Here is a 24,654-nt window from a genome sequence, read left to right on the forward strand (position 1 = left end):
CGATTATTCCACGATGAACAGCGGCTTACCAGTCATCTCTTGCGGGATTTCCTCGCCCATCAGCGACAGCATGGTCGGCGCGATGTCGGAAAGTTTGCCGCCAGAGCGCGCTTTCACCGTTTTGTCACCGACATAAATCAGCGGAACCGGAAGATTGGTGTGCGCCGTATGCGCCTGACCGGTTGATGGATCGCGCATCTGTTCAGCGTTACCGTGGTCGGCAGTAATCAGCAGCTGCCCGCCAACGGATTCAACGGCGCGGGTGACCTGCGCAATGCAGTTATCCAGCGCTTCCACTGCAGCGACCGCTGCATCAAACACGCCGGTATGGCCAACCATATCACCATTCGGGTAGTTACAGATGATGGTGTCATATTTGCCGCCAGTAATGGCGGCGACCAGTTTTTCCGTCAGTTCGGCGGAGCTCATCTCTGGTTGCAGATCGTAAGTGGCAACTTTTGGCGAGTTGATCAGGATGCGGTCTTCGCCAGGGAACGGCTCTTCAACGCCGCCGTTAAAGAAGAAGGTGACATGGGCATACTTCTCCGTTTCGGAGATGCGCAGCTGGGTGCGGTTTTTCTTCGCCATCCACTCGCCAAGGGTGTTGGCAAGAGAGGTCGGCGGGTAGGCCACGGCGGTTTTGATGTCGGCGGCGTACTCAGTCAGCATGACGAAATCGAGCTTGACCACTTTTTTGCGCGCGAAGCCGTCAAAATCGGCGTTAACAAAGGCACGAGTGATTTCGCGGGCGCGGTCGGCGCGGAAGTTCATGAAAATCAGCGCGTCGCCATCTTCCATTGCCGCATCGGCCTGACCGGCAGCGCGAATGACCGTCGCTTTCACAAACTCGTCGTTTTCGTCGCGGGCGTAAGCGGCCTGCAGCCCGGCAACGGCGCTATCGAAGGTGAACTCCCCTTTGGCCTGCGTCATCAGGTCATACGCCTGTTCAACGCGATCCCAGCGGTTATCGCGATCCATGGCGAAGTAGCGACCAATAATCGAAGCCACGCGGCCTTTACCGAGGGCGGCGAATTTCTCTTCAAATTTTTTCAGTGAGGATTCAGCGCTGCGCGGCGGCGTATCGCGGCCATCGAGGAAGGCGTGCAGGTAGATTTTTTCTGCGCCACGTTCGGCGGCCAGTTCGACCATCGCCATAATGTGATCTTCATGGCTGTGTACGCCGCCTGCGGAGAGCAGGCCCATAATATGCACCGCTTTGCCGGCGCTGACGGCGTTATCCACCGCCCCGCGCAGTACCGGGTTAGTGAAGAAGGTGCGCTCTTTAATCTCAACGTCCAGGCGGGTTAAATCCTGGTAAACAATACGCCCGGCACCGAGGTTGACGTGCCCGACCTCGGAGTTGCCCATCTGGCGATCCGGCAGACCCACTTCCAGGCCGGAAGCATCAATCAGGGTATGCGGACGACTGGCCCACAGGCTATCCATCACCGGGGTCTTAGCGTTGAAAATGGCGTTATCTTGCTGATCTTCTCGATAGCCGTAGCCATCGAGAATCACCAGTACCATAGGTTTTTTTGAAACCGACATTGCGACAACCTCATGCTCTGAAGAGAAAAATTTGCGTAATTTTACTACAGCTGAATCGATCAAATAGCCGCAGAAGATCAAAGAAAGGGGTCACGTGGGGGGATGTTTTGCACCGCGTTGTTTATTTTTTTCGTAACACGCCGCAGAAAATGCAATCCATCGCGCTCGCTGGCTGTATTTGCCCAACTGCGCAGGTATACTCCTTGCTGGTTTTTAATCACTTAGTCGGGAGCTGTTACCCCAGATGCAAGAAATTATGCAATTTATTGGACGCAACCCGATACTCTGTATCGGCTGGCTTGCGTTGTTCGCCGCGGTGTTATACACGACCTTCAAAGGCGTCGCGTCGAAAGTGAAAGTGATTTCCCGTGGGGAAGCCACGCGCCTCATCAATAAAGAAGATGCGGTGGTTGTGGACTTACGTCAGCGCGATGATTTCCGTAAAGGTCATATCGCCGGCGCGGTGAATTTGCTGCCAGGCGAGATCAAAGCCAATAATGTAGGTGAGCTTGAAAAACGTAAAAGCACGCCGATTATTGTTGTAGACGGTACCGGCCTGCAGGCGCAGACCCCGGCAAACGAGCTGGTAAAAGCCGGTTTCGAGAAAGTCTTTGTGCTCAAAGACGGTGTCTCCGGCTGGGTCGGCGAAAATCTGCCGTTAGTACGCGGTAAATAATTTACCCGGTGGGCTTTGGCTCACAGGGTAAAACCAGGAGAAGAGATATGGCCAATATTGAGATCTACACCAAAGCAACCTGCCCGTTTTGCCACCGCGCAAAAGCGCTGCTGAGCAGCAAAGGCGTTGATTTTGCCGAGCTGCCGATCGACGGCGACATGGTAAAACGTGAAGAGATGATTCAACGTAGTGGCCGTACCACGGTTCCGCAGATCTTTATTGATGCACAGCATATCGGCGGCTGCGACGATTTATTTGCGCTGGATGCGCGTGGCGGATTGGATCCGCTGTTAGGTTAATGCTTTCTAAGCACTACAACACTTAAGGGTTACTTATTCATGTCTGAGCTAAACAACACCGAAATGACTTTCCAGATTCAGCGTATCTACACGAAAGATATCTCTTTCGAAGCGCCGAACGCACCGCACATCTTCCAGAAAGAGTGGCAGCCGGAAGTCAAGCTGGACCTCGACACCGCGTCAACGCAACTGGCGGACGGCGTGTATGAAGTGGTTCTGCGCGTAACCGTAACCGCCTCTCTGGGCGAAGAGACCGGCTTCCTGTGCGAAGTACAACAGGGCGGCATCTTCTCTATCGACGGTATCGAAGGCACCCAGATGGCGCACTGCCTGGGCGCATACTGCCCGAACATCCTGTTCCCGTATGCCCGTGAATGCATCACCAGCCTGGTTTCCCGTGGTACATTCCCGCAACTGAACCTTGCTCCGGTAAACTTTGATGCGCTGTTCATGAACTACCTGCAACAGCAGACTGGCGAAGGTGCCGAACAACATCAGGATGCCTGATGAACGCACTTAATGCTGCAATGACTGTGATCGGTGCCGGCTCTTACGGCACCGCTCTTGCCATCACGCTGGCAAGAAATGGCCACCAGGTTGTGCTGTGGGGCCATGACCCGAAACATATCGCCACGCTGCAACACGACCGTTGCAACGTGGCGTTCCTTCCCGATGTGCCTTTCCCCGACACGCTTGAGCTTGAGAGCGACCTGTCCCGCGCGCTGGCCGCCAGCCGCGACATTCTGGTCGTTGTGCCGAGCCACGTCTTTGGCGAGGTGCTGGCGAAGATCAAACCGCTGATGCGCAGCGATGCGCGCATTGTCTGGGCGACAAAAGGGCTGGAGGCGGAAACCGGGCGTCTGTTACAGGACGTGGCGCGTGAAGCCTTAGGCTCCTCTATACCGCTGGCGGTGATCTCCGGTCCGACGTTTGCCAAAGAGCTGGCGGCGGGAATGCCGACGGCGATCTCTTTAGCCTCCACCGACCCACAGTTTGCCGACGATCTGCAGAAGCTGCTGCACTGCGGCAAGAGCCTGCGCGTCTACAGCAACCCGGATTTCATTGGCGTGCAGCTTGGCGGCGCGGTGAAGAACGTGATTGCGATTGGCGCGGGTATGTCCGATGGCATCGGCTTTGGCGCGAATGCGCGCACGGCGCTTATCACTCGCGGTCTGACGGAGATGTCGCGGCTTGGCGCGGCACTGGGTGCCGATCCTGCCACCTTTATGGGCATGGCGGGGCTGGGCGATCTGGTGCTGACCTGTACCGACAATCAGTCGCGTAACCGCCGTTTTGGCATGATGCTCGGTCAGGGCATGGATGTTGAAGGCGCGCAGGAGAAGATAGGCCAGGTGGTTGAGGGCTATCGCAATACCAAAGAAGTGCGCGCGCTGGCGCACCGGTTCGGCGTTGAAATGCCAATAACCGAGGAAATTTATCAGGTATTGTATTGCGGAAAAAATGCGCGCGAGGCAGCATTAACGCTGTTGGGCCGCGCCCGCAAGGATGAGCAATAAGCGGCTAATCGCAGGGATTCTCATCACTATCACGTCAAGGCTGGCTGAGTCCGGCCTTGCTTTTATTTCGTCTGGAGTAAGCAATGCCGTGTGAAGAACTGGATCTGGTCTGGAAAAATATCAAAGCCGAAGCCCGCGCGCTGGCGGACTGTGAACCGATGCTGGCCAGTTTTTATCACGCAACCTTACTCAAGCATGAAAATCTCGGCAGTGCCCTGAGCTATATGCTGGCGAACAAGCTGGCGTCGCCAATTATGCCCGCCATCGCCATTCGCGAAGTGGTGGAGGAGGCCTACGCCGCAGACCCGGAGATGATCGCTTCCGCCGCTTGCGATATTCAGGCTGTGCGTACCCGCGACCCGGCGGTGGATAAATACTCAACGCCGCTGCTCTACCTGAAAGGGTTCCACGCCCTGCAGGCGCACCGTATTGGTCACTGGCTATGGACGCAGGGCCGCCAGGCGCTGGCAATTTTCCTGCAAAACCAGGTCTCGGTAAGCTTTCAGGTCGATATTCACCCGGCAGCCACCATCGGGCGCGGGATCATGCTCGACCACGCCACCGGTATTGTGGTGGGTGAAACGGCAGTTGTCGAAGATGATGTGTCGATTCTGCAGTCGGTTACCCTCGGCGGCACCGGCAAAACCAGCGGCGATCGCCATCCGAAGATCCGCGAAGGGGTGATGATTGGCGCGGGGGCAAAGATCCTCGGCAATATCGAAGTAGGACGCGGGGCAAAAATCGGTGCCGGTTCCGTGGTGTTGCAGCCCGTACCGCCGCACACCACCGCCGCAGGCGTTCCGGCGCGCATCGTTGGTAAGCCAGAGAGCGATAAGCCCGCGATGGATATGGATCAGCATTTTAATGGAGCCAATCACGGGTTTGAGTACGGCGACGGTATTTGAAATATGCCGGATGGCGCTGCGCTTATCCGGCCTACAACTATTTTTGCCAATAACGCCAGAAGTGCGCCAGGTTGATGCGCGCTACCCGTAGGCCGGATAAGGCGTAGCCGCCATCCGGCAATCCAATCCCAAACCTCACATCAGCTGCGCAACACCGCGCCGGGGTAACCGAGCTGGCGCCAGGCTTCATACACCACCACCGACACCGCATTGGAAAGGTTCATGCTGCGGCTGTCCGGCATCATCGGAATACGGATCTTCTGCTCCGGCGGCAGCGCATCAAGAATGGTGGCGGGCAGGCCGCGGGTTTCCGGGCCGAACATTAAATAATCCCCATCGGCAAACGACACGGCGCTGTGCGCGGGCGTACCTTTGGTGGTTAGCGCAAACAGGCGCTGAGGCTTAGCGGCGGCCAGAAAGGCGTCGTAATCGGCGTGGCGCTGCACGGCGGTGAATTCGTGATAATCCAGCCCTGCTCGGCGCAGGCGCTTATCGTCCCAGGTAAAGCCCATCGGCTCAATGATATGCAGACGAAAGCCGGTGTTAGCGCACAGGCGGATAATATTCCCGGTATTGGGCGGGATCTCAGGTTCAAATAAGACAATGTTCAGCATGCAGCCCCCTTAATAGCGGGGGCAGGATAGCACTCTCCCCAGGGCGGGGAGAGCATTTTTTACTACGCCGCATCGCCGTGCGACAGCGGTGCCAGCGCCGCCGGGATGTCACTCTGCGCCTGTACCAGCGAGTCCTTGCTGATTTCACGAATCGATTTCGCGCCGGTCAGCGTCATCGCTACGCGCATCTCTTTCTCAATCAGATCCAACAAGTTAGCCACTCCCTGTCGGCCATGTGTCGCCAGCGCATAGAGATAGGCGCGGCCCAGCAGCACGGTATCTGCACCGAGCGCAATCATTCGCACCACATCAAGGCCGTTACGAATCCCACTATCTGCAAGAATGGCAATATCACCCTTCACCGCATCGGCAATCGCTGGCAGCGCACGCGCTGAGGAGAGCACGCCATCAAGCTGGCGACCGCCGTGGTTAGAGACGACGATCCCATCCGCGCCAAAGCGCACTGCGTCGCGGGCATCCTCCGGATCGAGGATCCCTTTGATCACCATCGGGCCATCCCAGAATTCGCGGATCCACTCCAGGTCTTTCCATGAGATAGAGGGATCGAAGTTGTTTGCCAGCCAGCCAATATAATCCTCCAGCCCGGTTGGCTTCCCGAGGTAAGCAGAGATATTGCCCAGGTCATGAGGACGGCCATTGACGCCCACATCCCACGCCCACTGCGGATGCATCACCGACTGCCAGTAGCGGCGCAGGGCGGCGTTTGGCCCGCTCATCCCGGAGTGCGCATCACGGTAACGCGCGCCCGGCGTTGGCATATCGACGGTAAAGACCAGCGTGGAACAGCCCGCTGCCTTTGCCCGCTCCAGCGCGTTGCGCATAAAGCCGCGATCGCGCAGCACGTAGAGCTGGAACCACATCGGGCGCTTAATGGTTGGCGCCACCTCCTCAATCGGGCAGACGGAGACGGTCGACAGGGTAAAGGGGATGCCTTTGGCATCTGCTGCGCCTGCGGCCTGCACTTCGCCGCGACGGGCATACATCCCGCACAGCCCGACCGGTGCCAGCGCCACCGGCATCGAGAGCTGCTCCTTGAACAGCGTGGTCTCAAGGCTCAGGTCGGACATATTCTTCAGTACCCGCTGGCGGAGCGCGACCTGCGATAAATCCTCGACGTTGCGGCGCAGGGTATATTCGGCGTAAGCGCCACCGTCGATATAGTGAAACAGGAACGGTGGCAGAATGCGTTTTGCCGCGGCGCGATAGTCGCTGGCTGCGGAAATAATCATGCTTTTTTCTCCCTTAAATGAATCAGTTGCTCGTCGGGCAGGCGGGTAATGCGCGCCTGGCGGGCCCGGTCTTCGTCAAACTGGCGAATCGTGGTGTGGACGAATGCGAGGTGCGCCATCATCGCCTGGCGCGCCCCCTCGGCATCGCCGGCAAGAATGGCGTTCATCACCGTGCGGTGTTGCTCCGTAAGCCGGGCGAAAACTGGCGGAACAAGGTACATGCGCTGGCGGCTCTGCTTTACCGAGGATTGCAGCAGGTCGAAGAAGCCGCGCATCGTTTGTAGCAGCACCACATTGTGTGAGGCTTCGGCAATCGCCAGATGGAAACGCACATCCGCCTGCGAGGCGAGATCCGGGTCATCGGATTGCGAGGCCTCAAAGCAGAGCACGATTTTCTCTTTATCGGCGTCGGTGGCGCGCATCGCCGCATGCCAGGCGGTGCTGGCTTCAATCGCGTGGCGGGCTTCGAGAATATCGAAGCTGTAATCGGGGTCATCATTGAGCAGCGTTTTCAGCGGCTGGACGATGTTCTGCTCCGACCAGGCCTCATGCTGCCAGCGCACAAAGGTTCCACCGCCGCGGCGGCTTAACAGCACGCCTTCACTCACCAGCTTGGCCAGCGCTTCACGTAAGGAGTTGCGCGATACGCCAAGCTGCACGGCAAGCTGGCGCTCGGCGGGCAACTTCATGCCCGCTTCCAGCTGTTGTTCGGCAATTAACGCCCGCACGCGGTCGGCGACCTCGTCAGCCAGGCGTTTGGGAAAGGTATTCATGGGATCATCCAGGTCAGCACATAGGCCTGCAGGGTAGTGATCACCCCGACCATGCAGGTGAATATCAGGCTGTGTTTCACTGTAAAGCGGAAGAGATCGGACTCTTTGCCCACCAGCCCCACCGCCGCACAGGCGATAGCGATGGATTGCGGCGAGATCATCTTACCGGTGACGCCGCCGGTGGTGTTAGCCGCCACCATCAGCACATCTGAAACGCCAATCTGCTGCGCAGCCGTGGCTTGTAGCGCGGCAAACAGCGCGTTTGATGAGGTATCGGAGCCGGTTAAAAAGACCCCCAGCCAGCCAAGGAACGGCGAGAAAAAGGTAAACGCGCTGCCGGTATGCGCCAGCGCTAACGCCAGCGTCGACGACAGGCCCGAGTAGTTGGAGATAAAGGCGAAAGCCAGCACCATGCCGATGGAGTAGATGGGCAGCGCCAGCTCTTTCAGCGTACCGGCAAAGGTAGTGATGGCATCCTTTGGTTTCATCTTCAGCCACACAATCGAGAGGATTGCCGCAAAGAGAATGGCGGTGCCGGTGGCAGAGAACCAGTCGAACTTATAGACCGCCGCATACGGCGTGGCGGTGTTCACCACCGGCGGCATGCGCGCCACCAGCTTATCGAGGTGCGGCACAGAGATATTAAACACCCAGTCGTAGAGCGCACCGCCCGGCGCAAAGAGCGCTTTAAAGGGCGGAACACTCCACAGCGTCACAGTCGCGGTCAGGAACAGGAAGGGCGACCAGGCGCGCAGGATCTGCCCGGCGCTGTATCGGGTGCGGGATAGATCGAGATCGACCTGCGACGCCCCCATATCACCAAAGCGGAAAATGCGCACCGGCTTCCAGCGTTTGAGGAACAGCGTCAGGCAGACCAGCGACACCAGCGAGGAGATGATGTCTGGCAGCTCCGGGCCGATAAAGTTCGAGCTGAGATATTGCGCAATGGCGAACGATCCACCGGCCACCATCACCGCAGGCCAGGTCTCTTTCACCCCGCGCCAGCCATCCATAATCGCCATGATCCAGAAGAGCACAATAATGGTCAGGAAGGGGAGCTGACGGCCCACCATCTGGCCGATTTCGAAGCTGTCTAACCCGGTCACCTGGCCGGCAACCAGAATCGGAATCCCCATCGCACCGAATGCCACCGGCGCGGTATTTACAATCAGGCACAGCCCGGCGGCATAGAGCGGGTTAAAGCCCAGCCCCACCAGCAGGGCGGCGGTGATCGCCACCGGCGCGCCAAACCCGGCAGCCCCTTCGAGAAACGCGCCAAACGAGAAGCCGACAATCAGCATCTGCAAACGTTGGTCTGGCGTAATGGAGAGAATCGACGAGCGAATAATGTCGAACTGGCCGGTTTTGACGGAGATCTTATAGACAAAGACAGCGGCGATAATGATCCACGCGATGGGCCACAGGCCATAGAAAAAGCCGTACACCACCGACGCCAGCGCGCGATCCAGTGGCATTTTGTAGAACAGCAGCGCAACGGCAAGGGCGATGGCGACGGTCCAGCTTGCCGCAACGTAGCCTTTAAGCTTTAGCTTTATCAGCGCGAAAAAGAAGAACAGGATCGGAAGCGATGCGATGAGGCTGGAAAGCCAGAGATTACCAGCCGGGTCATAGTTCTGTTGCCAGAGCGTCATGCAGGTCTCCTGAGAACCACGGCAAAACCGCGAGCGATAAGTCTCTGCTTAGCTCTGTCTCACAGGTTTTGTAAAAGTGGTCCTGCCAATGCGGTTGTGTAGGGTTTGTGATAACGAATGGTTATCCAAATGTTGCGGCGTGGCAATCTGGCTGTGAAGGGATTTAGTGGAACTGTGAAGCGCGGAGAAAAAGCAGGGAGAATTGGTAGGGCCAATTAAGGCCGCCCGCGCGCTCAATGGAGGCGGGGCGGCGAGAAGCTATCAGAATTCGGTGTTGGCGAAGCCGGTCATCGCGTCGAGCCCCATTTCACGGCCCAGCGCCGTCATTGGATGAACCACGATAATCCCGCGCACGCTCTTTTTCAGCTTGCCGAGATCGGCCTGCTCTTTCTTGGTAATCGGACGGCTGAAGCGCATTTTGGTCAGCTTCTGCGCCTCCTTACTCAGTTTCTGGCTATACTGGTCGCGCAGGCGGGCGATTTCGGTCTCCAGCGTGGTCTTCTCTTTTTCCAGTTCGGCGTACTTCTCAGCCGCGTCAACCAGAGAGAGCTCCGCCTGCTGGTGGCGGATGGCGTCGAGACGGTCGCTCAGACGCTTAATTTCGTTTTTTTCGACTTCTTTCATGATAGGCATTTTCTTCAGGAACAAACTGCAAGGATACAACACTTCAGGAGGGGATTACTTCTGGAATGCTTTTTTTAAGCTGATCCGTGAGATCAGCTCGGTCAGCGAAAGCACCATGGTGGAGCGCACCACCTGCTGATAACGCTGTTTTTGCATGGCGAAAAAATCTGCATCGCTGGTATCGAACACGGGCTGCGGCGGCAGGGCGGCGACGCAGTGCAGCTCGCCAAACGGCCCGAGGATCTCATCATCAGTGAAGGCGTACTCTGTGCCATCGTGGTTCAGCTCTTCGCGCAGTGCCATCAGCAGCTCGGCATCTTCATACTCGGCCCGCGAGATAACCCCGAGGCCGTAAATCAGCTTCAAACGCACAGACAAATTGCCCAGCGGACCGTCGCCGTCCAGCAGCGGCTCGACGGCATATTTCACCGCGTAGTCATCTTTGCGAAACACCTGCAGCACGAGGATATTGATCGCTTCGTTTAGCAACTCAACGGCGGCAATCAAAAAACTGCGCACGGTTTTTCCCGCATTCAGACGCTCGAGTACACGGTTTTCGAAAGCCTGGGTGTGTTCCATTATTGCCTGCATATCTGACAACTTCGTTAGCTGGCGCGGGATCTCCCGCGCCAATATCGGCATCATGCCTGGGATTGATAAGCGTTGACGGCTTCCTGTACCACCGGGCTGTCGGCGTCGAGACCGGAAACCTGTGCCAGTGCCGCCTGCGGGCCTTTCTCAGCAATAAGCTGAGCCAGCTCCTGCGCCTGCGGATCCTCTTCGCTGCGATAGTGCATCGCGGCGGCGATCCCTTTCACCAGGTTGGCGTGCGGCAGGTTGTACTCCAGCGTGCCGAGCAGCGGTTTAATCAGACGGTCGCCCGCGCTCAGTTTACGCAGCGGTTGACGCCCTACGCGCTCCACATCGTCTTTCAGATAGGGGTTCTCAAAACGACCCAGGATTTTCTGAATATAGGCCGCGTGCTTGTCAGCATCGAAGCCATAACGCTTGATTAACACCGCGCCGCTCTCTTCCATCGCGCCTTTCACCACGGCACGAATTTTCTCATCAAGGATCGCGTCGCGAATGGTTTGATGGCCGGTCTGTTTTCCAAGGTAGGCGGTTATAGCATGCCCGGTATTCAGCGTGAAGAGCTTGCGCTCAACAAACGCCATCAAATTGTCGGTCAGCTCCATCCCCGCAATCGTCGGCAGCGCACCTTTGAACTGAGTTTTGTCGACGATCCACTCGCTGAAGGTCTCAACGGTTACTTCCAGCGGATCGTTGTTGGCAGATGCCGAAGGGGGCACAATGCGGTCGACGGCAGAGTCGACGAAGCCGACATGTGCCTCAACCCAGGCTTTATCCTCTTCGGCCAGCTGGGCGAAAACGTGCCCTTTCAGCTGGCTGGTGCCGCGCACCATATTTTCACAGGCGATAATGTTCAGCGGCGTATCGACGCCCTGCGCCTTGCGTTTTACCAGCCCTTTGGCAACCGCCGGAGCGATGCGTTCCAGCACTACCGGGCCAACGGCAGTGGTGACTAAATCGACCTGCGCAATCAGATCGACAACCTCTTCGCCGATGCTGCTCACCGCATTGACGCCAGAGACGGTATCCACCTGCTCCTGTTCACCCACTACGTGAACCTGATAGCTGTGACGGGCGTTGAGGGCGTCCAGAACCACCTGATTAACATCGGCGAACGTCAGTTCAATCCCCGCGTCGGCCAATAGTTTGCCGATAAAGCCACGTCCGATATTACCTGCGCCAAAATGTAATGCTTTCATAGAATGACCCTTTATCAATGTTTTTACCCGAGAGGGCTGGGGTGAGGAACATCACCGCTTCTCCTCACCCAAGCCCTCTCCTCCGAAGAGGAGAGAACGTGGAGCGGATTACTGGTTCAGTAATGCCAGCACTTCCTCAACGCTTGTGGTGTGCGAGAGACGTTCGACAATCGTCTCATCATCCAGCGCGTTAGTCAGGCTGGTAATGACCTGAATGTGCTCGTTATTGCGTGCGGCAATGCCGATCACCAGATGCGCAATCTCATCCTCTTCTTCGCCGAAGCGCACGCCCTGCGGATACTGGCAGAAGACCACGCCGGTTTTCAGGACGCGATCTTTCGCTTCCACCGTACCGTGCGGAACCGCAATAGACTGACCAAGATAGGTCGGGGTCAGTTTTTCACGCTCCAGCATCGCGTCAACATATTCTGGCTGCACATAGCCGCCTTTGACCAGCTGCTCACCGGCAAAGCGGATCGCATCTTCTTTGTGCGTTGCGCTACAGCCGAGGAAGATATTCTCCGCGCCCAGCTTAAACAGATGGCTGTTGGAGGTATCAAAGCTGTCCTGCAGGCTGCTGTTGACCTTCGCTTCGTTAGTGGTGTGGCGTTGGGCCGCAACCAGGCGTTCGGTCAGGCCGGTGTAAAGGCCGCTGTCGAGGAAGTTGGTCAGCGAAATATGCTGCGCTTGCGGTGCCTGGCGCATGGCGCGCTCGGTCAGGTCGCGGTGCGTAATCACCAGATCGACATCGGACGGCAGGCTGTTAATCGCGCTGTTGGTGACAGAGATGTTGCTCAGACCGGCATCCTGCACTTTCTTACGCAGCACGCCTGCGCCCATGGCGCTGGAACCCATCCCTGCGTCACATGCAACGATGATTTTGCGCACGTGGCTCAGATCGTTAGTCACATCTTTCGTTCCCTGCGCAGTCGCAGCACCTTTGGATTCGGCTTTCATATCCTGCATACGGCGGGTTGCCGCTTCGATATCGTCCTCATCCTCTTTCACTTTGCTGGTTTTCAGCAGGATTGCCGCGATAACGAAGGAGACAATCATGGCTGCGAAAATCGCCGCGAGGTTAGCGAAGTAAGCACCTTTTGGCGTCATCGCCAGTACCGCGAGGATAGATCCAGGAGAAGCCGGGGAGACCAGGCCGCCGTTCAGCACGCTCAGGGTAAAGACGCCGGTCATACCGCCGAGGATCACCGCAATCAGCAGACGCGGGTTCATCAGCACGTACGGGAAGTAAATTTCATGGATCCCGCCGAGGAAGTGAATAATTGCCGCGCCGCCCGCAGACTGCTTCGCGCTACCGCGACCGAAGAACATATAGGCCAGCAGAATGCCCATACCCGGACCCGGGTTTGCTTCAATCAGGAAGAAGATGGACTTGCCGATCTCATGGGACTGCTGAATACCCAGCGGTGAGAAGATACCGTGGTTGATGGCGTTGTTCAGGAAGAGGATTTTCGCCGGCTCAACGAAGATGGAGGCCAGCGGCAGCATGTCGTGAACCACCATAAAGTTCACGCCCGCAGCGAGCGCTTTCGAGAGCACTTCCACCGCCGGGCCAATCGCCAGGAACGCCAGAATGGCGAGGATCATGCCGATAATGCCAGCGGAGAAGTTGTTCACCAGCATTTCAAAACCGGACTTGATCTTACCGTCGACGGCTGCGTCAAATTTCTTGATGCAGTAGCCGCCCAGTGGGCCGGCGATCATCGCGCCGAGGAACATCGGCATATCCGCGCCTACGATCACGCCCATGGTGGTGATCGCACCGACCACGCCGCCGCGATCGCCGCCCACCAGACGACCGCCGGTAAAACCGATCAGCAGCGGCAGCAGGTAGGTGATCATTGGGCCAACGAGTTTCGCCAGCGTCTCGTTAGGTAACCATCCCGTTGGTATAAACAGGGCGGTGATAATCCCCCACGCGATAAAGGCGCCGATATTCGGCATCACCATATTGCTCAGGAAACGACCAAAGCTTTGCACCTTGATCTTGATATCGGATGACATAGAACACCCCTTCTTATGTTTGCTAGCGCACAGGCCGGAAGCCCGAGGTTTATTGTTAATGTGGCGGCAGAGGTAGCCGGACCTGAATTGTCTGTGATGCGGAATCTGGCACCGAATCATTAACCTGTCCAGATGACACACTTTTATGTGATCTTGATCACGCTAACGCCGGGGGTTATCCACCATTCATAGTGATTTGCGTCACAAAAAATGAGTGTAAAAAAAGAACAATGCGCAGGTTTTGCACGGAATTGGGTGATAATTGTGATTTGTGTCACATATTGCTTTCGGCTGTTTGTTATTTATTTGTGACGAACATCACAAGATATTTTTCCCGGAAAATTCTGAACGTGATCGACCGCAAAGGGCATCTTTTCAAAAAGCCCTGGTTGTAACTCCCTTTCACCCTTCAACCAGTAACAATCCTGTGGCAAGAAATTGGCAGCGTAAGGCAAAGCGTATTTGCGTCCGCTTTTACGCTTTAAGAGAGACGCTGTTATTAAGGGGCGCGCCTGGTTTTAGTTTCCCGCAGGTGAAAAGGACTATTTTATCTCTACAAGCGACGTCAAGGGGATTGAGTGCCTCGCTGTACAACACCCGCATGTGACGTACACTCTTTTTTATCCCTGCGGCAAATTTAAAAAGGACACGGCAATGAAACTGATCGGCAGCTACACCAGCCCCTTTGTACGCAAAATCTCCGTCATACTGCTGGAAAAAGGTATTACCTTCGAATTTATCAATGAGCAGCCCTACAGCGCAGAGAGCGGCGTCGGTCACTACAATCCGCTCGGCAAAGTGCCGGCGCTGGTCACCGATGAGGGGGAGGTGTGGTACGACTCACCGATCATTGCGCAATACATTGACCTGCTCGGCGCAGAGCCGCCGATGCTGCCGGACGATGCTAAGGCGGCGCTGAAAATCCGCCAGCTGGAAGCGCTGGCCGACGGCATTATGGATGCTGCGCTGGTCTCGGTGCGGGAATTAGCCCGCCCGGTAGAGCAGCAATCGCAGGCGGAGCTGCTGCGCCAGCGGGAGAAAGTCTCTCGCGGGCTGGATGCGCTGGAGAAGTGCCTGCAAGAGAGCGAGCTCGACGTCGGCACGCTCAACCTGGCAACTATCGCCATTGCCTGCGCCATCAGCTACCTCAACTTCCGCCGCGTCTCGCCAGGCTGGAACGTCAATCGCCCGCTGCTGGTGAAGCTGGTGGAAAATCTCTTTCAGCGTGAAAGCTTTGCCCGCACGGAACCGCCCAAGGCATGATCGGGGTTATGCCCGCCTGAGAAAATCGCTGTACAATCCCCTCACGTCAACACCCCTGACGGGAGGGGTAACTCCACAGCCGGGCCTTTTCATGACAACTCTTTACAGCCAGATTCCTTCGACCGATCGCCTGTTACGTGACGAGGCGTTCGCACCGCTGTTAACCACCTATGGCCACAGCCGCGTCACGCAAACCCTGCGTCAGTTGCAGGACGACGCGCGCGCGGAGATCCGCGACGCCCAGCGCTTGCCAGCGTGGTGTGAAAACTGGGCGCAGGCTGCGTTACAGCGCCTGGCGCAGGAGAACAGCCGCGCGCTGCGCCCGGTGTTTAACCTCAGCGGCACGGTGCTGCACACTAACCTCGGGCGCGCGGTGCAGTCGCAGGCGGCGATAGAGGCGGTGACGACGGCGATGAGCTCGGCGGTAACGCTGGAGTACGATCTCGACGGCGCCGGGCGCGGCCATCGCGATCGCGCCATCGCGGCGCTGCTTTGCCAGTTAACCGGCGCGGAAGATGCCTGCATCGTCAACAACAATGCCGCGGCGGTGCTGCTGATGCTGGCGGCAACATCGGCCGGTGGTGAAGTGGTGGTATCGCGCGGCGAACTGGTGGAGATTGGCGGCGCGTTTCGTATTCCCGATGTGATGCGCCAGGCGGGCTGCATTCTGCATGAAGTGGGCACCACTAACCGCACCCACGCCAAAGATTACCGCCAGGCGATCAACGCCAACACCGCGTCGCTGATGAAAGTTCACACCAGTAACTACCACATTGCAGGCTTTACCAAAGCGGTGGAGGAGGCCGAGCTGGTTGAACTGGCGCAGGAAGCCGACCTGCCGGTGATGGTCGATCTCGGCAGCGGCTCGCTGGTCGATTTAAGTCTCTACGGTTTACCGAAAGAGCCGATGCCGCAGGCGCTGATCGCCGCGGGCGCCAGCCTGGTGAGCTTCTCCGGCGATAAGCTGCTCGGCGGGCCTCAGGCGGGAATTATCGTCGGTAAAAAGGCGCTGATTGAGCAGCTGCAACACCACCCGCTGAAACGCGCGCTGCGGGCGGATAAAATGACCCTCGCGGCGCTGGAAGCCACGCTGCGCCTCTATCTGCACCCGGAAAAATTAACGCAAAACCTGCCGACGCTGCGCTATCTCACCCGCCCAGAGGCGGAGATCCGCGACCAGGCCCAGCGCCTGTGCGACGCGCTTGCCGCCCGCTACAGCGAGTTTGCGCTGCGCGTCGAGCCGTGCCTGTCGCAAATCGGTAGCGGGTCGCTGCCCGTCGAGCGGCTGCCCGGTGCGGCGCTGACCTTTACGCCGCATGACGGCAGTGGTCGTCAGCTGGAGGCGCTTGCAACCCATTGGCGCGCGCTGCCGCAGCCGGTGATTGGTCGTATCTATGAGGGCCGTCTGTGGCTCGATTGCCGCTGTCTTGATGATGAATCCCGCTTGCTGGAGATGTTGCTGAAATGATTATTGCCACTGCCGGGCACGTTGACCACGGCAAAACCACCCTGATCGAAGCCATTACCGGCGTTAACGCCGACCGCCTGCCGGAAGAGAAGCGTCGCGGCATGACCATCGATCTGGGCTACGCCTACTGGCCACAGCCGGATGGCCGCGTGCCGGGCTTTATTGATGTGCCGGGGCATGAAAAATTCCTCAGTAATATGCTGGCGGGCGTCGGCGGTATCGATCATGCGCTGCTGGTGGTGGCCTGCGACGATGGCGTGATGGCGCAGACCCGTGAACACCTGGCGATTTTGCAGCTGACCGGCAACCCGGCGTTGACCGTCGCGCTTACCAAAGCCGATCGCGTTGACGAAGCGCGCATCGCCGAGGTGTGCGAAGAGGTGGAGAAGACCTTACGAGCGTTTGGCTACCCGCAGGCGACACTGTTTGTCACTGCCGCCGCCGAGATGCGCGGCATTGATGAACTGCGCGCGCACCTGTTGCAGCTGCAGGAGCGGGCGCACCCGGAGCATCAGCGCTTCCGGCTGGCGCTGGATCGCGCCTTTACGGTGAAAGGGGCAGGGCTGGTTGTTACCGGCACGGCGCTCTCCGGCGATGTCCGCATTGGCGATACGCTGTGGCTCACTGGTGTTAATAAGCCGATGCGCGTGCGTGGTCTGCATGCGCAGAACCAGGCCGTTGAGCGTGCCCACGCCGGGCAGCGCATTGCGCTAAACATTGCTGGTGATGCAGAAAAAGAGGCGCTCAATCGCGGTGACTGGCTGCTGTCGCAACAGCCGCCTGAGCCAACGGAGCGGGTGATCGTTGCCCTTCATAGCCATACGCCGCTCACCCAGTGGCAGCCGCTGCATATTCATCACGCTGCCAGCCATGTTACCGGGCGCGTGTCGCTGCTGGAGGATGACTTAGCCGAGCTGGTGCTGGATACGCCGCTGTGGCTGGCAGATAACGACCGGCTGGTGCTGCGCGATATCTCCGCGCGCACTACGCTGGCTGGCGCTCGCGTGGTGACGCTGAACTCGCCGCGGCGCGGCAAGCGCAAAGCGGATTATCTGGCGTGGATCGCCGACCTTGCCCGTGCAGAAGACGATACCCAGGCATTAAACGCGCATCTGTCGCGCGGCGCGGTGGATCTCACCGCCTTCGGCTGGGCGCGCCAGCTCAGCACAAGCGGCCTGAATCTGTTGCTGGAGAACCCCTGTTTTATTCGTGCCGGTAATAACCTGCTCGATGCGCCGATTGCCGCCCGCTGGCAGCGCAAGCTGCTGGAGACGCTGGCGACCTATCATCAGCAGCACCATGACGAACCTGGCCCTGGCCGCGAGCGTTTACGCCGCATGGCGCTGCCGATGGAGGATGAAGCGCTGGTCTTAACGCTGATTGAGCGTATGCGTGAGAGCGGCGATATCCAGAGCCATCACGGCTGGCTGCATCTGCCGGAGCATAAAGCCGGTTTTAACGATGAGCAGGCACAGTTGTGGCAGAAAGCCGCACCGCTTTTTGGGGATGAGCCCTGGTGGGTGCGTGATGTGGCGCGTGAAACGGGGGTTGATGAGCAGGTGATGCGCGGCGTACTGCGCCAGGCGGCGCAGCAGGGGCTGATCACCGCCATCGTGAAAGACCGCTACTACCGCAACGATCGCATTGTCACCTTCGCCAGCATGATCCGCGATCTCGATCAGGGGCGCGGCTCTACCAGCGCGGCGGATTTCCGCGACCAGCTCAATGTCGGGCGCAAGCTGGCGATTCAAATTCTCGAGTACTTCGATCGCATTGGTTTTACCCGCCGCCGGGGCAACGACCATATTCTGCGCGACAAGGCGCTCTTTATTAACGAGAAGGGGTAAGCCGCTTCGCTGGGGGGAAATCCACCGATCTGCCGGGTGCGATCAAAGCGCGCAGGCGGCCTCTTCTGGCACTCTCGCTCTTTTCAGCCTCAGGCGGGAGGATGTGTGAATCGATTTATCATCGCCGATGCGGCAAAGTGCATCGGCTGCCGCACCTGCGAAGTGACCTGTGCAGTGTCGCACCAGCAGGATCAGGAGTGCTCGAGCCTTAACCCTGCCCGTTTCTCTTCACGCATTCGCGTGGTCAAAACCGGCGACTTTTCCACGGCGGTCACCTGCCATCACTGTGAAGAGGCGCCCTGCGCCAGAGCCTGCCCGGTTGGTGCCATTTACCGTGCGCAGGGCGCAGTGCTGGTGGAGCAGGCGCGCTGTATTGGCTGCAAAAGCTGCATGGTTGCCTGCCCCTTCGGCGCGATGGAGGTGACTTCAGCGCCGCTGCAGGCGCTGAAGTGCGATCTCTGTCAGCACCGCGACGAGGGGCCTGCCTGCGTTGAGGCCTGCCCGACGAGCGCGCTGAGTTGTGTCGATCCTGCGCGGTTACGCGAAGCGCGGCTAAAAAGCCTGCCTGCATAACCCTCTGTCAGGCGCTGTGCTCCTGCCAGGCGCGCTCCACCTCTTCGGCAAGAATTTTAACGCCCGCTTCAATAAGCTCTGGCTCCGGCACATAGTTCATGCGCATGCATTGATGAGTGTGCGGCCACGGCTTATCGAGACCGGGGAAGAAGTAGTCTCCCGGCACCATCAACACGCCGCGTTTTTTCAGGCGCTGGTATAAAAGCTCAGTGCTGATCGGCAGATCTTTAAACCACAGCCAGAGGAAAATCGCCCCTTCCGGTTTGTGGATCAGGCAGCGCTCCGGCGGCAGATAACGGCGCAGCGTGGCAATGGTCTCCTGCACGCGCTGGTAGTAAAACGGCTTAATTACCTCGTTGGAGAGGCGCAGCAGGTCTTTGCGCTTAATCATCTCGCACATCATTGCCGGGCCAATGCCGCCCGGTGAGAGGCTGATAATGCCGTTCATATTGCGAATGGCAGAGATCACTTTGTCATTAGCGATAATGATGCCGCAGCGGCTGCCCGGCAGGCCCAGCTTCGACAGGCTCATGCAGAGAATGATATTCGGGTTCCACAGCGGGCGCGCTTCGCTGAAGATAATGCCGGGGAAGGGGACGCCATACGCGTTATCAATCACCAGCGGGATATTGTGCTGATTGGCCAGCACGTCCAACTTCATCAACTCCTCATCGGTGATGACGTTGCCGGTCGGGTTGGTCGGGCGCGAAACACAGATCATCCCCGTCTCTTCACCGATATGCAGGTGTTCGAAATCGACGTGGTACTTAAACTGCCCTTCCGGCAGCAGCTCAATATTGGGTCGCGTAGAGACGAAGAGATCCTCTTCCAGGCCGGCGTCGGCGTAGCCGATATACTCGGGCGCCAGCGGGAAGAGCACTTTGCGCGTGCTACCGTCAGCGCGGCGGCCAGCAAAGAGGTTAAACAAGTAGAAAAACGCGCTCTGGCTGCCGTTTGTCAGTGCAATGTTCTGCGGTTCAATATCCCAACCTAACTCTTCACGCAGCATCGCCGCCAGCGCCGTCAGTAGCTCGGTTTTACCCTGCGGACCATCATAATTACACAGGGCATCCGTGGCGCTGCCGCTCTCCAGCATCTCGGAAAGCAGCTGCTGGAAGTAGTCGGTCATCGCCGGGATTTTTGCCGGGTTGCCACCGCCGAGCATGATTGCGCCTGGGGTACGTAAACCGTCGTTAAGATCCTCCATCAGACGCGTAATGCCTGAATGTCGGGTAAATTTGTCGCCGAAAAGTGAAAATGTCATCGCTACTGCTCTGTCGGGCTGCGGGTGAAAGTGGCTAACCATAACGCTCTCACCCGCGCGGTGCAAATCTCCCTTCGCCGCAGTTTGTCGACGTTTGTTCTTGCCAGTGGTACTTTATCAGCACAATATTCCGTATTACTGCTGTTGCGCACGTCCCGCCCAGACGACCATTACTTTATCCTCGCCCTGGGTGCGCACAAAGCCGTAACCCTGCGGCAGCGTGAGCGGGGTCTGCTTACCGCTGCCGAGCGCCGGATGGCGCGCGCGGAACTGCCCGAGCGTCTGCCAGTGGCGCAGGCTGGCGGCGGCTTTACCATCAAGATCCTGCCAGTTCATCTGCGATCGCGTCCCCTGTAGCGGATCCGAGCCTGTCGGGCCAAAGGGGCGATCGGATTCGTCGCCGTAGAAGATCTGCACCGCACCAGGGGCGAGCAATAACAGCTCTGCCGACTGCGTCCCGCCCTCGCGGAACAGACGGGTATCGTGTGAAGAGAGGTAGCTCAGCACATTAAAGCTTTGTAGCTTCTCCGCCATCTCTTGCCAGACGCTCTCCATATTCGCCAGGCAGCTTGCGGCATCGGCGGCCTGCTGCTGGTAATCAAAGTTGATCATCGCATCGAAACCATGCTGGTAGTAAGCGCTCTGCATCACGCCGTGCCCCCAGGACTCGCCGGTCATCCAGAAGGGCGCATCGTCGATTTTCTTCTGCGGGTTGGCCTGTTTCCACTCCGCCAGCGCCGCCGTTGCCTGGGTTTTTAACTGCTGCCAGGCCTCCAGCTCAACGTGTTTAGCGGTATCCACGCGAAAACCATCAATGCCGTAGTCGCGCACCCACTGGCTGAGCCAGTGGGTCAGGTAATCGCGCGGTGTGTAACCGGCAATCTCGCGCGCGGCGGTATCCGGTTTATGGCGATAAAAGAGCGGCAGCCCGGAAGCCTCTTTCGATTCGGTTTTCAGATCCGGCAGGAAGGCCAGCGACATCGTCAGGTCGTCGAAACCGGGGTTGTCGTAGTCACCAATATCGGTGCGGATCCACTTTTTGCCCCACCAGTTTTGCCAGGCGGTTTTATCGCTAAAGTTGATGTAATCATTAAAGCTGTGCCAGGTCTGCCCGGCGGCGGGCTTCCAGTCGGTCCAGTGCTCGCCGAGGATTTTTTTGCGCTCCTCCTCTTTCAGGTAGAGCGCGCCGAACTGGTAGGTCTGCATATCCGCAAGCGTTGCGTAGCCTGCGTGGTTCATCACGACATCAAACAGCACGCGGATGCCGCGCCGGTGCGCTTCATCCACCAGCGTGCGCAGATCGTTTTCATCGCCCATATTGGCGTCGAGGCGCGTCCAGTCGAGCGTGTAGTAACCGTGATAGGCGTAGTGGGGGAAATCCCCTTTGGTGCCGCCGCCAACCCAGCCGTGGATCTGCTCCAGCGGCGAGCTGATCCACAGAGCGTTTACGCCGAGCTGCTGCAAATAGTCGAGCTTGCTGGTCAGCCCCTTCAGGTCACCGCCGTGAAAGGTGCCAATCTCCTGCATGCCATCTTTGTGCCGCCCGTAGCTGTTGTCATTAGCGGGATCGCCGTTGACATAGCGGTCGGTCAGCACGAAGTAGACCGTGGCGTTATGCCACTGAAACGGTGCCGCGCCGCGCGTCTGCGCTGGCTCAAGCAACAGCAGGCCGTTGCTCTCTTTCGCTGGCAGCAGCGTGATTTTGCCCTCGCGCACCGTCGCGGTTTGCTGGCTGCAGAAATCCCGCACTTCGCTGCCTTCCGGGAAAGTGTCGCCAACCGGAATGGTCAGCGGTTTATCGCTGCGCACCGGACACTGGCGCGCCACCACCGTTTGTTTCTCTGCGGGCGCTTTCACACTGATTAACAGCGTCGGCGTGCCGGAGCGGGTATCAAGCTGCAGCTGATAGTCGCCATCGCGGAAGATGCGCCACTGCGGCGCGCTGGCGCTGCACGGCACAAGCGACAGCATCTGATTGAGCTTGATGGCACCCGCAGGCTGCCAGCATGCGTCGCCTTGCTGCACGGTAACGGGCATCGCACCCTTTTTCAGCATTGCCTGGCTGCGCCAGACGCCGGTGCCGTCGTCGGTTAAGGCGGGAAAACCGGCGGCTGTCCAGTCGGCGCAGGCGACGCCGGGCAGTAACAGCAGAAGTAAGGCAGCGAGTTTCATCAGTAAGCCCCGTGATAGTGATTTTCTTTAGTGTGCCCGTCTGCTGGCACGGGTAACTCCTCCCCATCAACGGTTCGCCTGGGAGGAGGGCGAGGGTTGAGAAAATGCGTAAAACGTGCGGTTTTCAATATTGCGATAATCGCCGCAATTTTAAGAAGTTGTGTGCTTTATATGCAGTTTACCGGTGACATAGTTTCAGAATTGGATTATTTCTGTACGTGCCCGATAAGGTTAATTTTGGTATGATTTGCGATTCAGCCCGCAAAATCGTGCATAAAAGAAGGCGTTGGAATGCTTATATCCGACCAGGAGACCTAATGATATCGATACCCATGCGACGAAGTGGGGCGACGATACTCATGTTTTTCACCTTGATGTTTTCAGGTGGAGTGCTGGCAAAAACGCACACAGAAACAGCGAGTCACAAAGCCCACGTCACTAAGGCAAGCGTAAAAAAACAGGCAAGCAGTAAGAAAGAGTATTCTCGCAATAGTGTAAAAAGCCGTTCACTTCCTGATTTGCGAAAATACCCTTCCGGGACACCACGAAAAAGAGCGTTTCTCCGGACCGTAATGCCTTACATCACCAGCAAAAACGCTGCGATCACCGCAGAGCGTAACTGGCTGCTCAGAAAACAGTACGACAGCCAGTGGTCGCCCTCTGAGCGCACGCGTATGAAGGATATTGCCAAACGCTACAAAGTGAGCTGGTCCGGGAATACGCGTCGTATTCCGTGGAACACGCTGCTGGAGCGCGTAGACATTATTCCGGACAGCATGGTCGCCACCATGGCCGCAGCAGAGAGCGGCTGGGGCACCTCTAAGTTGGCGCGCAGTAACAACAACCTGTTCGGCATGAAGTGCGCGAAGGGCGCCTGTAAAAGTGGCTCAGGCAGAGTGAAAGGTTATTCGCAGTTTGGCTCGGTGCAGGAGTCGGTAGACGCTTACGTCACCAACCTGAATACCCACGCGGCCTATGCCTCCTTCCGTAAATCCCGTGCGCAGCTGCGTAAAGCGGACCAGGAAGTGACGGCGACGGCGATGATCCACAAGCTGAAGGGCTACTCCACCCGCGGCGCGAGCTATAACAACTATCTGTTTGCCATGTATCAGGACAATCAGCAGTTAATTGCCGCCCACATGTAACCCCGCTTGCTGAAACGCCTTCCACCTGGAAGGCGTTTTTCTTTGCGTCTAAATCAGGATTTCACTGTAGCGATCGCGATAATCCTTCGGCGTGCTGTCGTAGGCCTTGCGGAACACCGAGTAGAAGTACTGCAATGACGGGTAGCCGCACATCTGCGAAATCTCATTGATGGAGAGCGAGGTGGAGATCAGCAGGCTGCGCGCTTTCTCCAGCTTCTCGGCGTGGATCACCGCGTGAATGGTTTCGCCCACCTCCTCCTTGAAGCGCTTCTCCAGATTGGAGCGCGAAATGCCGACCGCGTCCAGCACCTGATCGACCTTGATGCCTTTGCAGGCATGGTTGCGGATGTAGTGCATCGCCTGAATCACCGCCGGATCGTTCAGCGAACGGTAATCCGTTGAACGGCGGGCGACTACCCGCATTGGTGGCACCAGCAGGCGCTGCAACGGCATCGCTTCGTTATCCAGCAGCCGGTGCAGCAGCTTTGCGGCCTGGTAGCCCATCTGCCGCGTGCCCTGCGCTACCGAAGAGAGCGCGACGCGGGAGAGGTAGCGGGTCAGCTCTTCGTTATCAATGCCGATCACGCATAGCTTCTCTGGTACCGGAATATGCAGATGGTCGCAGACCTGCAAAACGTGGCGCGCCCGCGCGTCGGTAACGGCGATAATCCCCGTTTGCGGCGGCAGCGTTTGCAGCCAGTCGGCAAGGCGATTTTGCGCATGCTGCCAGTTTTCCGGCGCGGTGGTCAGCCCCTGGTAGACCACGCCGCGATACTTCTCCTGTGCTACCAGCTGGCAAAAGGCATATTCCCGCTCGGCGGCCCAGCGCTTGCCGCTCGAGGCGGGCAGGCCGTAAAAGGCGAAGCGGTGTACCCCTTTCTCTTTGAGATGCAGAAATGCGCTCTCAACCAGCGCGTGGTTGTCGGTGGCGATATAGTGCACCGGCGGGTAGTGCTCCGGCGTGTGATAAGAGCCGCCGACGCCGACAATGGGTACATCGACATCTGCCAGCAGCCGCTCAATCTCCCGGTCATCGTAGTCGGCGATCACGCCGTCGCCGAGCCACTCCTTAATGTTTTCAATGCGGGCGCGGAAATCCTCCTCGATAAAGATATCCCACTCCGATTGCGACGCCTGAAGATACTCCCCAACGCCTTCGACCACCTGGCGGTCGTAGGCTTTATTCGCGTTAAATAACAGCGTGATGCGATGGCGCTTTTCAAACATAGTGGTTCGCTTCCTGACTATTCAT

General features: G+C 58.0%; 22 protein-coding genes. 10 read left to right on the forward strand and 12 right to left on the reverse strand.

Annotated elements, in window-relative coordinates; all coding sequences use genetic code 11:
* Window positions 1-3: 3 nt before the first annotated feature.
* Window positions 4-1,548 carry a 2,3-bisphosphoglycerate-independent phosphoglycerate mutase gene (gene gpmM, locus HF650_RS00695; protein ID WP_187800770.1) on the reverse strand — a complete coding sequence of 515 codons (1,545 nt, stop codon included), beginning with the start codon at window positions 1,546-1,548 and terminating at the stop codon, window positions 4-6.
* A 244-nt stretch (window positions 1,549-1,792) separates the two neighbouring features.
* Between gpmM and HF650_RS00700 the strand changes: the two genes are divergently transcribed.
* From HF650_RS00700 to cysE, 5 genes are all read left to right on the forward strand, one after another.
* Window positions 1,793-2,224 (forward strand): rhodanese-like domain-containing protein, encoded by a 432-nt coding sequence (locus HF650_RS00700; protein ID WP_042718673.1) that lies wholly within the window; start codon window positions 1,793-1,795, stop codon window positions 2,222-2,224.
* A gap of 47 nt (window positions 2,225-2,271) precedes the next feature.
* Window positions 2,272-2,523 (forward strand): glutaredoxin 3, encoded by a 252-nt coding sequence (grxC, locus tag HF650_RS00705; protein WP_054802704.1) that lies wholly within the window; start codon window positions 2,272-2,274, stop codon window positions 2,521-2,523.
* A gap of 39 nt (window positions 2,524-2,562) precedes the next feature.
* Complete coding sequence (secB, locus tag HF650_RS00710; protein ID WP_042718670.1) at window positions 2,563-3,030, forward strand: protein-export chaperone SecB; 468 nt, start codon at window positions 2,563-2,565, stop codon at window positions 3,028-3,030.
* Window positions 3,030-4,040, forward strand: a complete 1,011-nt coding sequence (gene gpsA, locus HF650_RS00715; protein WP_187800771.1) for an NAD(P)H-dependent glycerol-3-phosphate dehydrogenase — start codon at window positions 3,030-3,032, stop codon at window positions 4,038-4,040. The genes secB and gpsA overlap by 1 nt, the downstream gene beginning before the upstream one ends.
* Window positions 4,041-4,123: 83 nt before the next feature.
* Complete coding sequence (cysE, locus tag HF650_RS00720) at window positions 4,124-4,945, forward strand: serine O-acetyltransferase (protein ID WP_187800772.1); 822 nt, start codon at window positions 4,124-4,126, stop codon at window positions 4,943-4,945.
* Window positions 4,946-5,085: 140 nt separating this feature from the next.
* Here the strand turns inward: cysE and trmL are convergent, their stop codons facing one another.
* From trmL to HF650_RS00760, 8 genes are all read right to left on the reverse strand, one after another.
* A complete protein-coding gene (gene trmL / locus HF650_RS00725) occupies window positions 5,086-5,559 on the reverse strand; it encodes a tRNA (uridine(34)/cytosine(34)/5-carboxymethylaminomethyluridine(34)-2'-O)-methyltransferase TrmL (protein WP_187800773.1) in 474 nt (157 codons plus the stop codon).
* Between the two features lie 62 nt (window positions 5,560-5,621).
* Window positions 5,622-6,809, reverse strand: a complete 1,188-nt coding sequence (gene lldD, locus HF650_RS00730; protein WP_187800774.1) for an FMN-dependent L-lactate dehydrogenase LldD — start codon at window positions 6,807-6,809, stop codon at window positions 5,622-5,624.
* Window positions 6,806-7,582, reverse strand: a complete 777-nt coding sequence (gene lldR / locus HF650_RS00735) for a transcriptional regulator LldR (protein ID WP_187800775.1) — start codon at window positions 7,580-7,582, stop codon at window positions 6,806-6,808. The genes lldD and lldR overlap by 4 nt, the downstream gene beginning before the upstream one ends.
* Window positions 7,579-9,234 carry an L-lactate permease gene (gene lldP, locus HF650_RS00740; protein ID WP_187800776.1) on the reverse strand — a complete coding sequence of 552 codons (1,656 nt, stop codon included), beginning with the start codon at window positions 9,232-9,234 and terminating at the stop codon, window positions 7,579-7,581. The genes lldR and lldP overlap by 4 nt, the downstream gene beginning before the upstream one ends.
* Window positions 9,235-9,495: 261 nt before the next feature.
* Window positions 9,496-9,858 carry a YibL family ribosome-associated protein gene (locus HF650_RS00745; protein ID WP_187800777.1) on the reverse strand — a complete coding sequence of 121 codons (363 nt, stop codon included), beginning with the start codon at window positions 9,856-9,858 and terminating at the stop codon, window positions 9,496-9,498.
* 54 nt (window positions 9,859-9,912) lie between these two features.
* Window positions 9,913-10,500, reverse strand: a complete 588-nt coding sequence (gene mtlR / locus HF650_RS00750) for a mannitol operon repressor MtlR (protein ID WP_076770295.1) — start codon at window positions 10,498-10,500, stop codon at window positions 9,913-9,915.
* Window positions 10,500-11,663: a mannitol-1-phosphate 5-dehydrogenase gene (mtlD, locus tag HF650_RS00755; protein WP_187802567.1), complete on the reverse strand. Its 1,164-nt coding sequence runs from the start codon at window positions 11,661-11,663 to the stop codon at window positions 10,500-10,502. The genes mtlR and mtlD overlap by 1 nt, the downstream gene beginning before the upstream one ends.
* A gap of 93 nt (window positions 11,664-11,756) precedes the next feature.
* Entirely contained in the window at window positions 11,757-13,670 is a 1,914-nt protein-coding gene (locus HF650_RS00760) for a PTS mannitol transporter subunit IICBA (protein ID WP_187800778.1), read from the reverse strand.
* Between the two features lie 654 nt (window positions 13,671-14,324).
* On the opposite strand from HF650_RS00760, the gene HF650_RS00765 reads away from it, so the two are divergent.
* The 4 genes from HF650_RS00765 (at window position 14,325) to HF650_RS00780 (ending at window position 18,821) form a co-directional block, all read left to right on the forward strand.
* Window positions 14,325-14,933, forward strand: coding sequence for a glutathione S-transferase (locus HF650_RS00765; protein WP_187800779.1), 609 nt, complete (start codon window positions 14,325-14,327; stop codon window positions 14,931-14,933).
* 91 nt (window positions 14,934-15,024) lie between these two features.
* On the forward strand, window positions 15,025-16,401 hold the full coding sequence (gene selA / locus HF650_RS00770; RefSeq protein WP_187800780.1) for an L-seryl-tRNA(Sec) selenium transferase: 1,377 nt from the start codon (window positions 15,025-15,027) through the stop codon (window positions 16,399-16,401).
* Window positions 16,398-18,248, forward strand: coding sequence for a selenocysteine-specific translation elongation factor (gene selB, locus HF650_RS00775; RefSeq protein ID WP_187800781.1), 1,851 nt, complete (start codon window positions 16,398-16,400; stop codon window positions 18,246-18,248). The genes selA and selB overlap by 4 nt, the downstream gene beginning before the upstream one ends.
* Before the next feature lie 105 nt (window positions 18,249-18,353).
* Entirely contained in the window at window positions 18,354-18,821 is a 468-nt protein-coding gene (locus tag HF650_RS00780; protein WP_187800782.1) for a 4Fe-4S dicluster domain-containing protein, read from the forward strand.
* A gap of 7 nt (window positions 18,822-18,828) precedes the next feature.
* On the opposite strand, the gene avtA is transcribed toward HF650_RS00780, so the two are convergent.
* Together avtA and HF650_RS00790 are read right to left on the reverse strand one after the other, a co-directional pair.
* The gene (avtA, locus tag HF650_RS00785; protein WP_187800783.1) at window positions 18,829-20,127 is read right to left on the reverse strand and encodes a valine--pyruvate transaminase; all 1,299 of its coding nucleotides are present in this window, start codon (window positions 20,125-20,127) and stop codon (window positions 18,829-18,831) included.
* A 93-nt stretch (window positions 20,128-20,220) separates the two neighbouring features.
* Window positions 20,221-22,257, reverse strand: a complete 2,037-nt coding sequence (locus tag HF650_RS00790) for an alpha-amylase (protein WP_187800784.1) — start codon at window positions 22,255-22,257, stop codon at window positions 20,221-20,223.
* A gap of 317 nt (window positions 22,258-22,574) precedes the next feature.
* Here HF650_RS00790 and HF650_RS00795 point away from each other — a divergent pair, with 317 nt between their 5' ends.
* The gene (locus HF650_RS00795) at window positions 22,575-23,402 is read left to right on the forward strand and encodes a protein bax (RefSeq protein WP_076769334.1); all 828 of its coding nucleotides are present in this window, start codon (window positions 22,575-22,577) and stop codon (window positions 23,400-23,402) included.
* 48 nt (window positions 23,403-23,450) lie between these two features.
* Here the strand turns inward: HF650_RS00795 and xylR are convergent, their stop codons facing one another.
* Window positions 23,451-24,629, reverse strand: a complete 1,179-nt coding sequence (xylR, locus tag HF650_RS00800; protein ID WP_042718640.1) for a D-xylose utilization transcriptional activator XylR — start codon at window positions 24,627-24,629, stop codon at window positions 23,451-23,453.
* Window positions 24,630-24,654: the final 25 nt, after the last annotated feature.

This window comes from Kosakonia sp. SMBL-WEM22 (assembly GCF_014490785.1).
In the GTDB taxonomy this organism is placed as follows: Bacteria; Pseudomonadota; Gammaproteobacteria; order Enterobacterales; family Enterobacteriaceae; genus Kosakonia.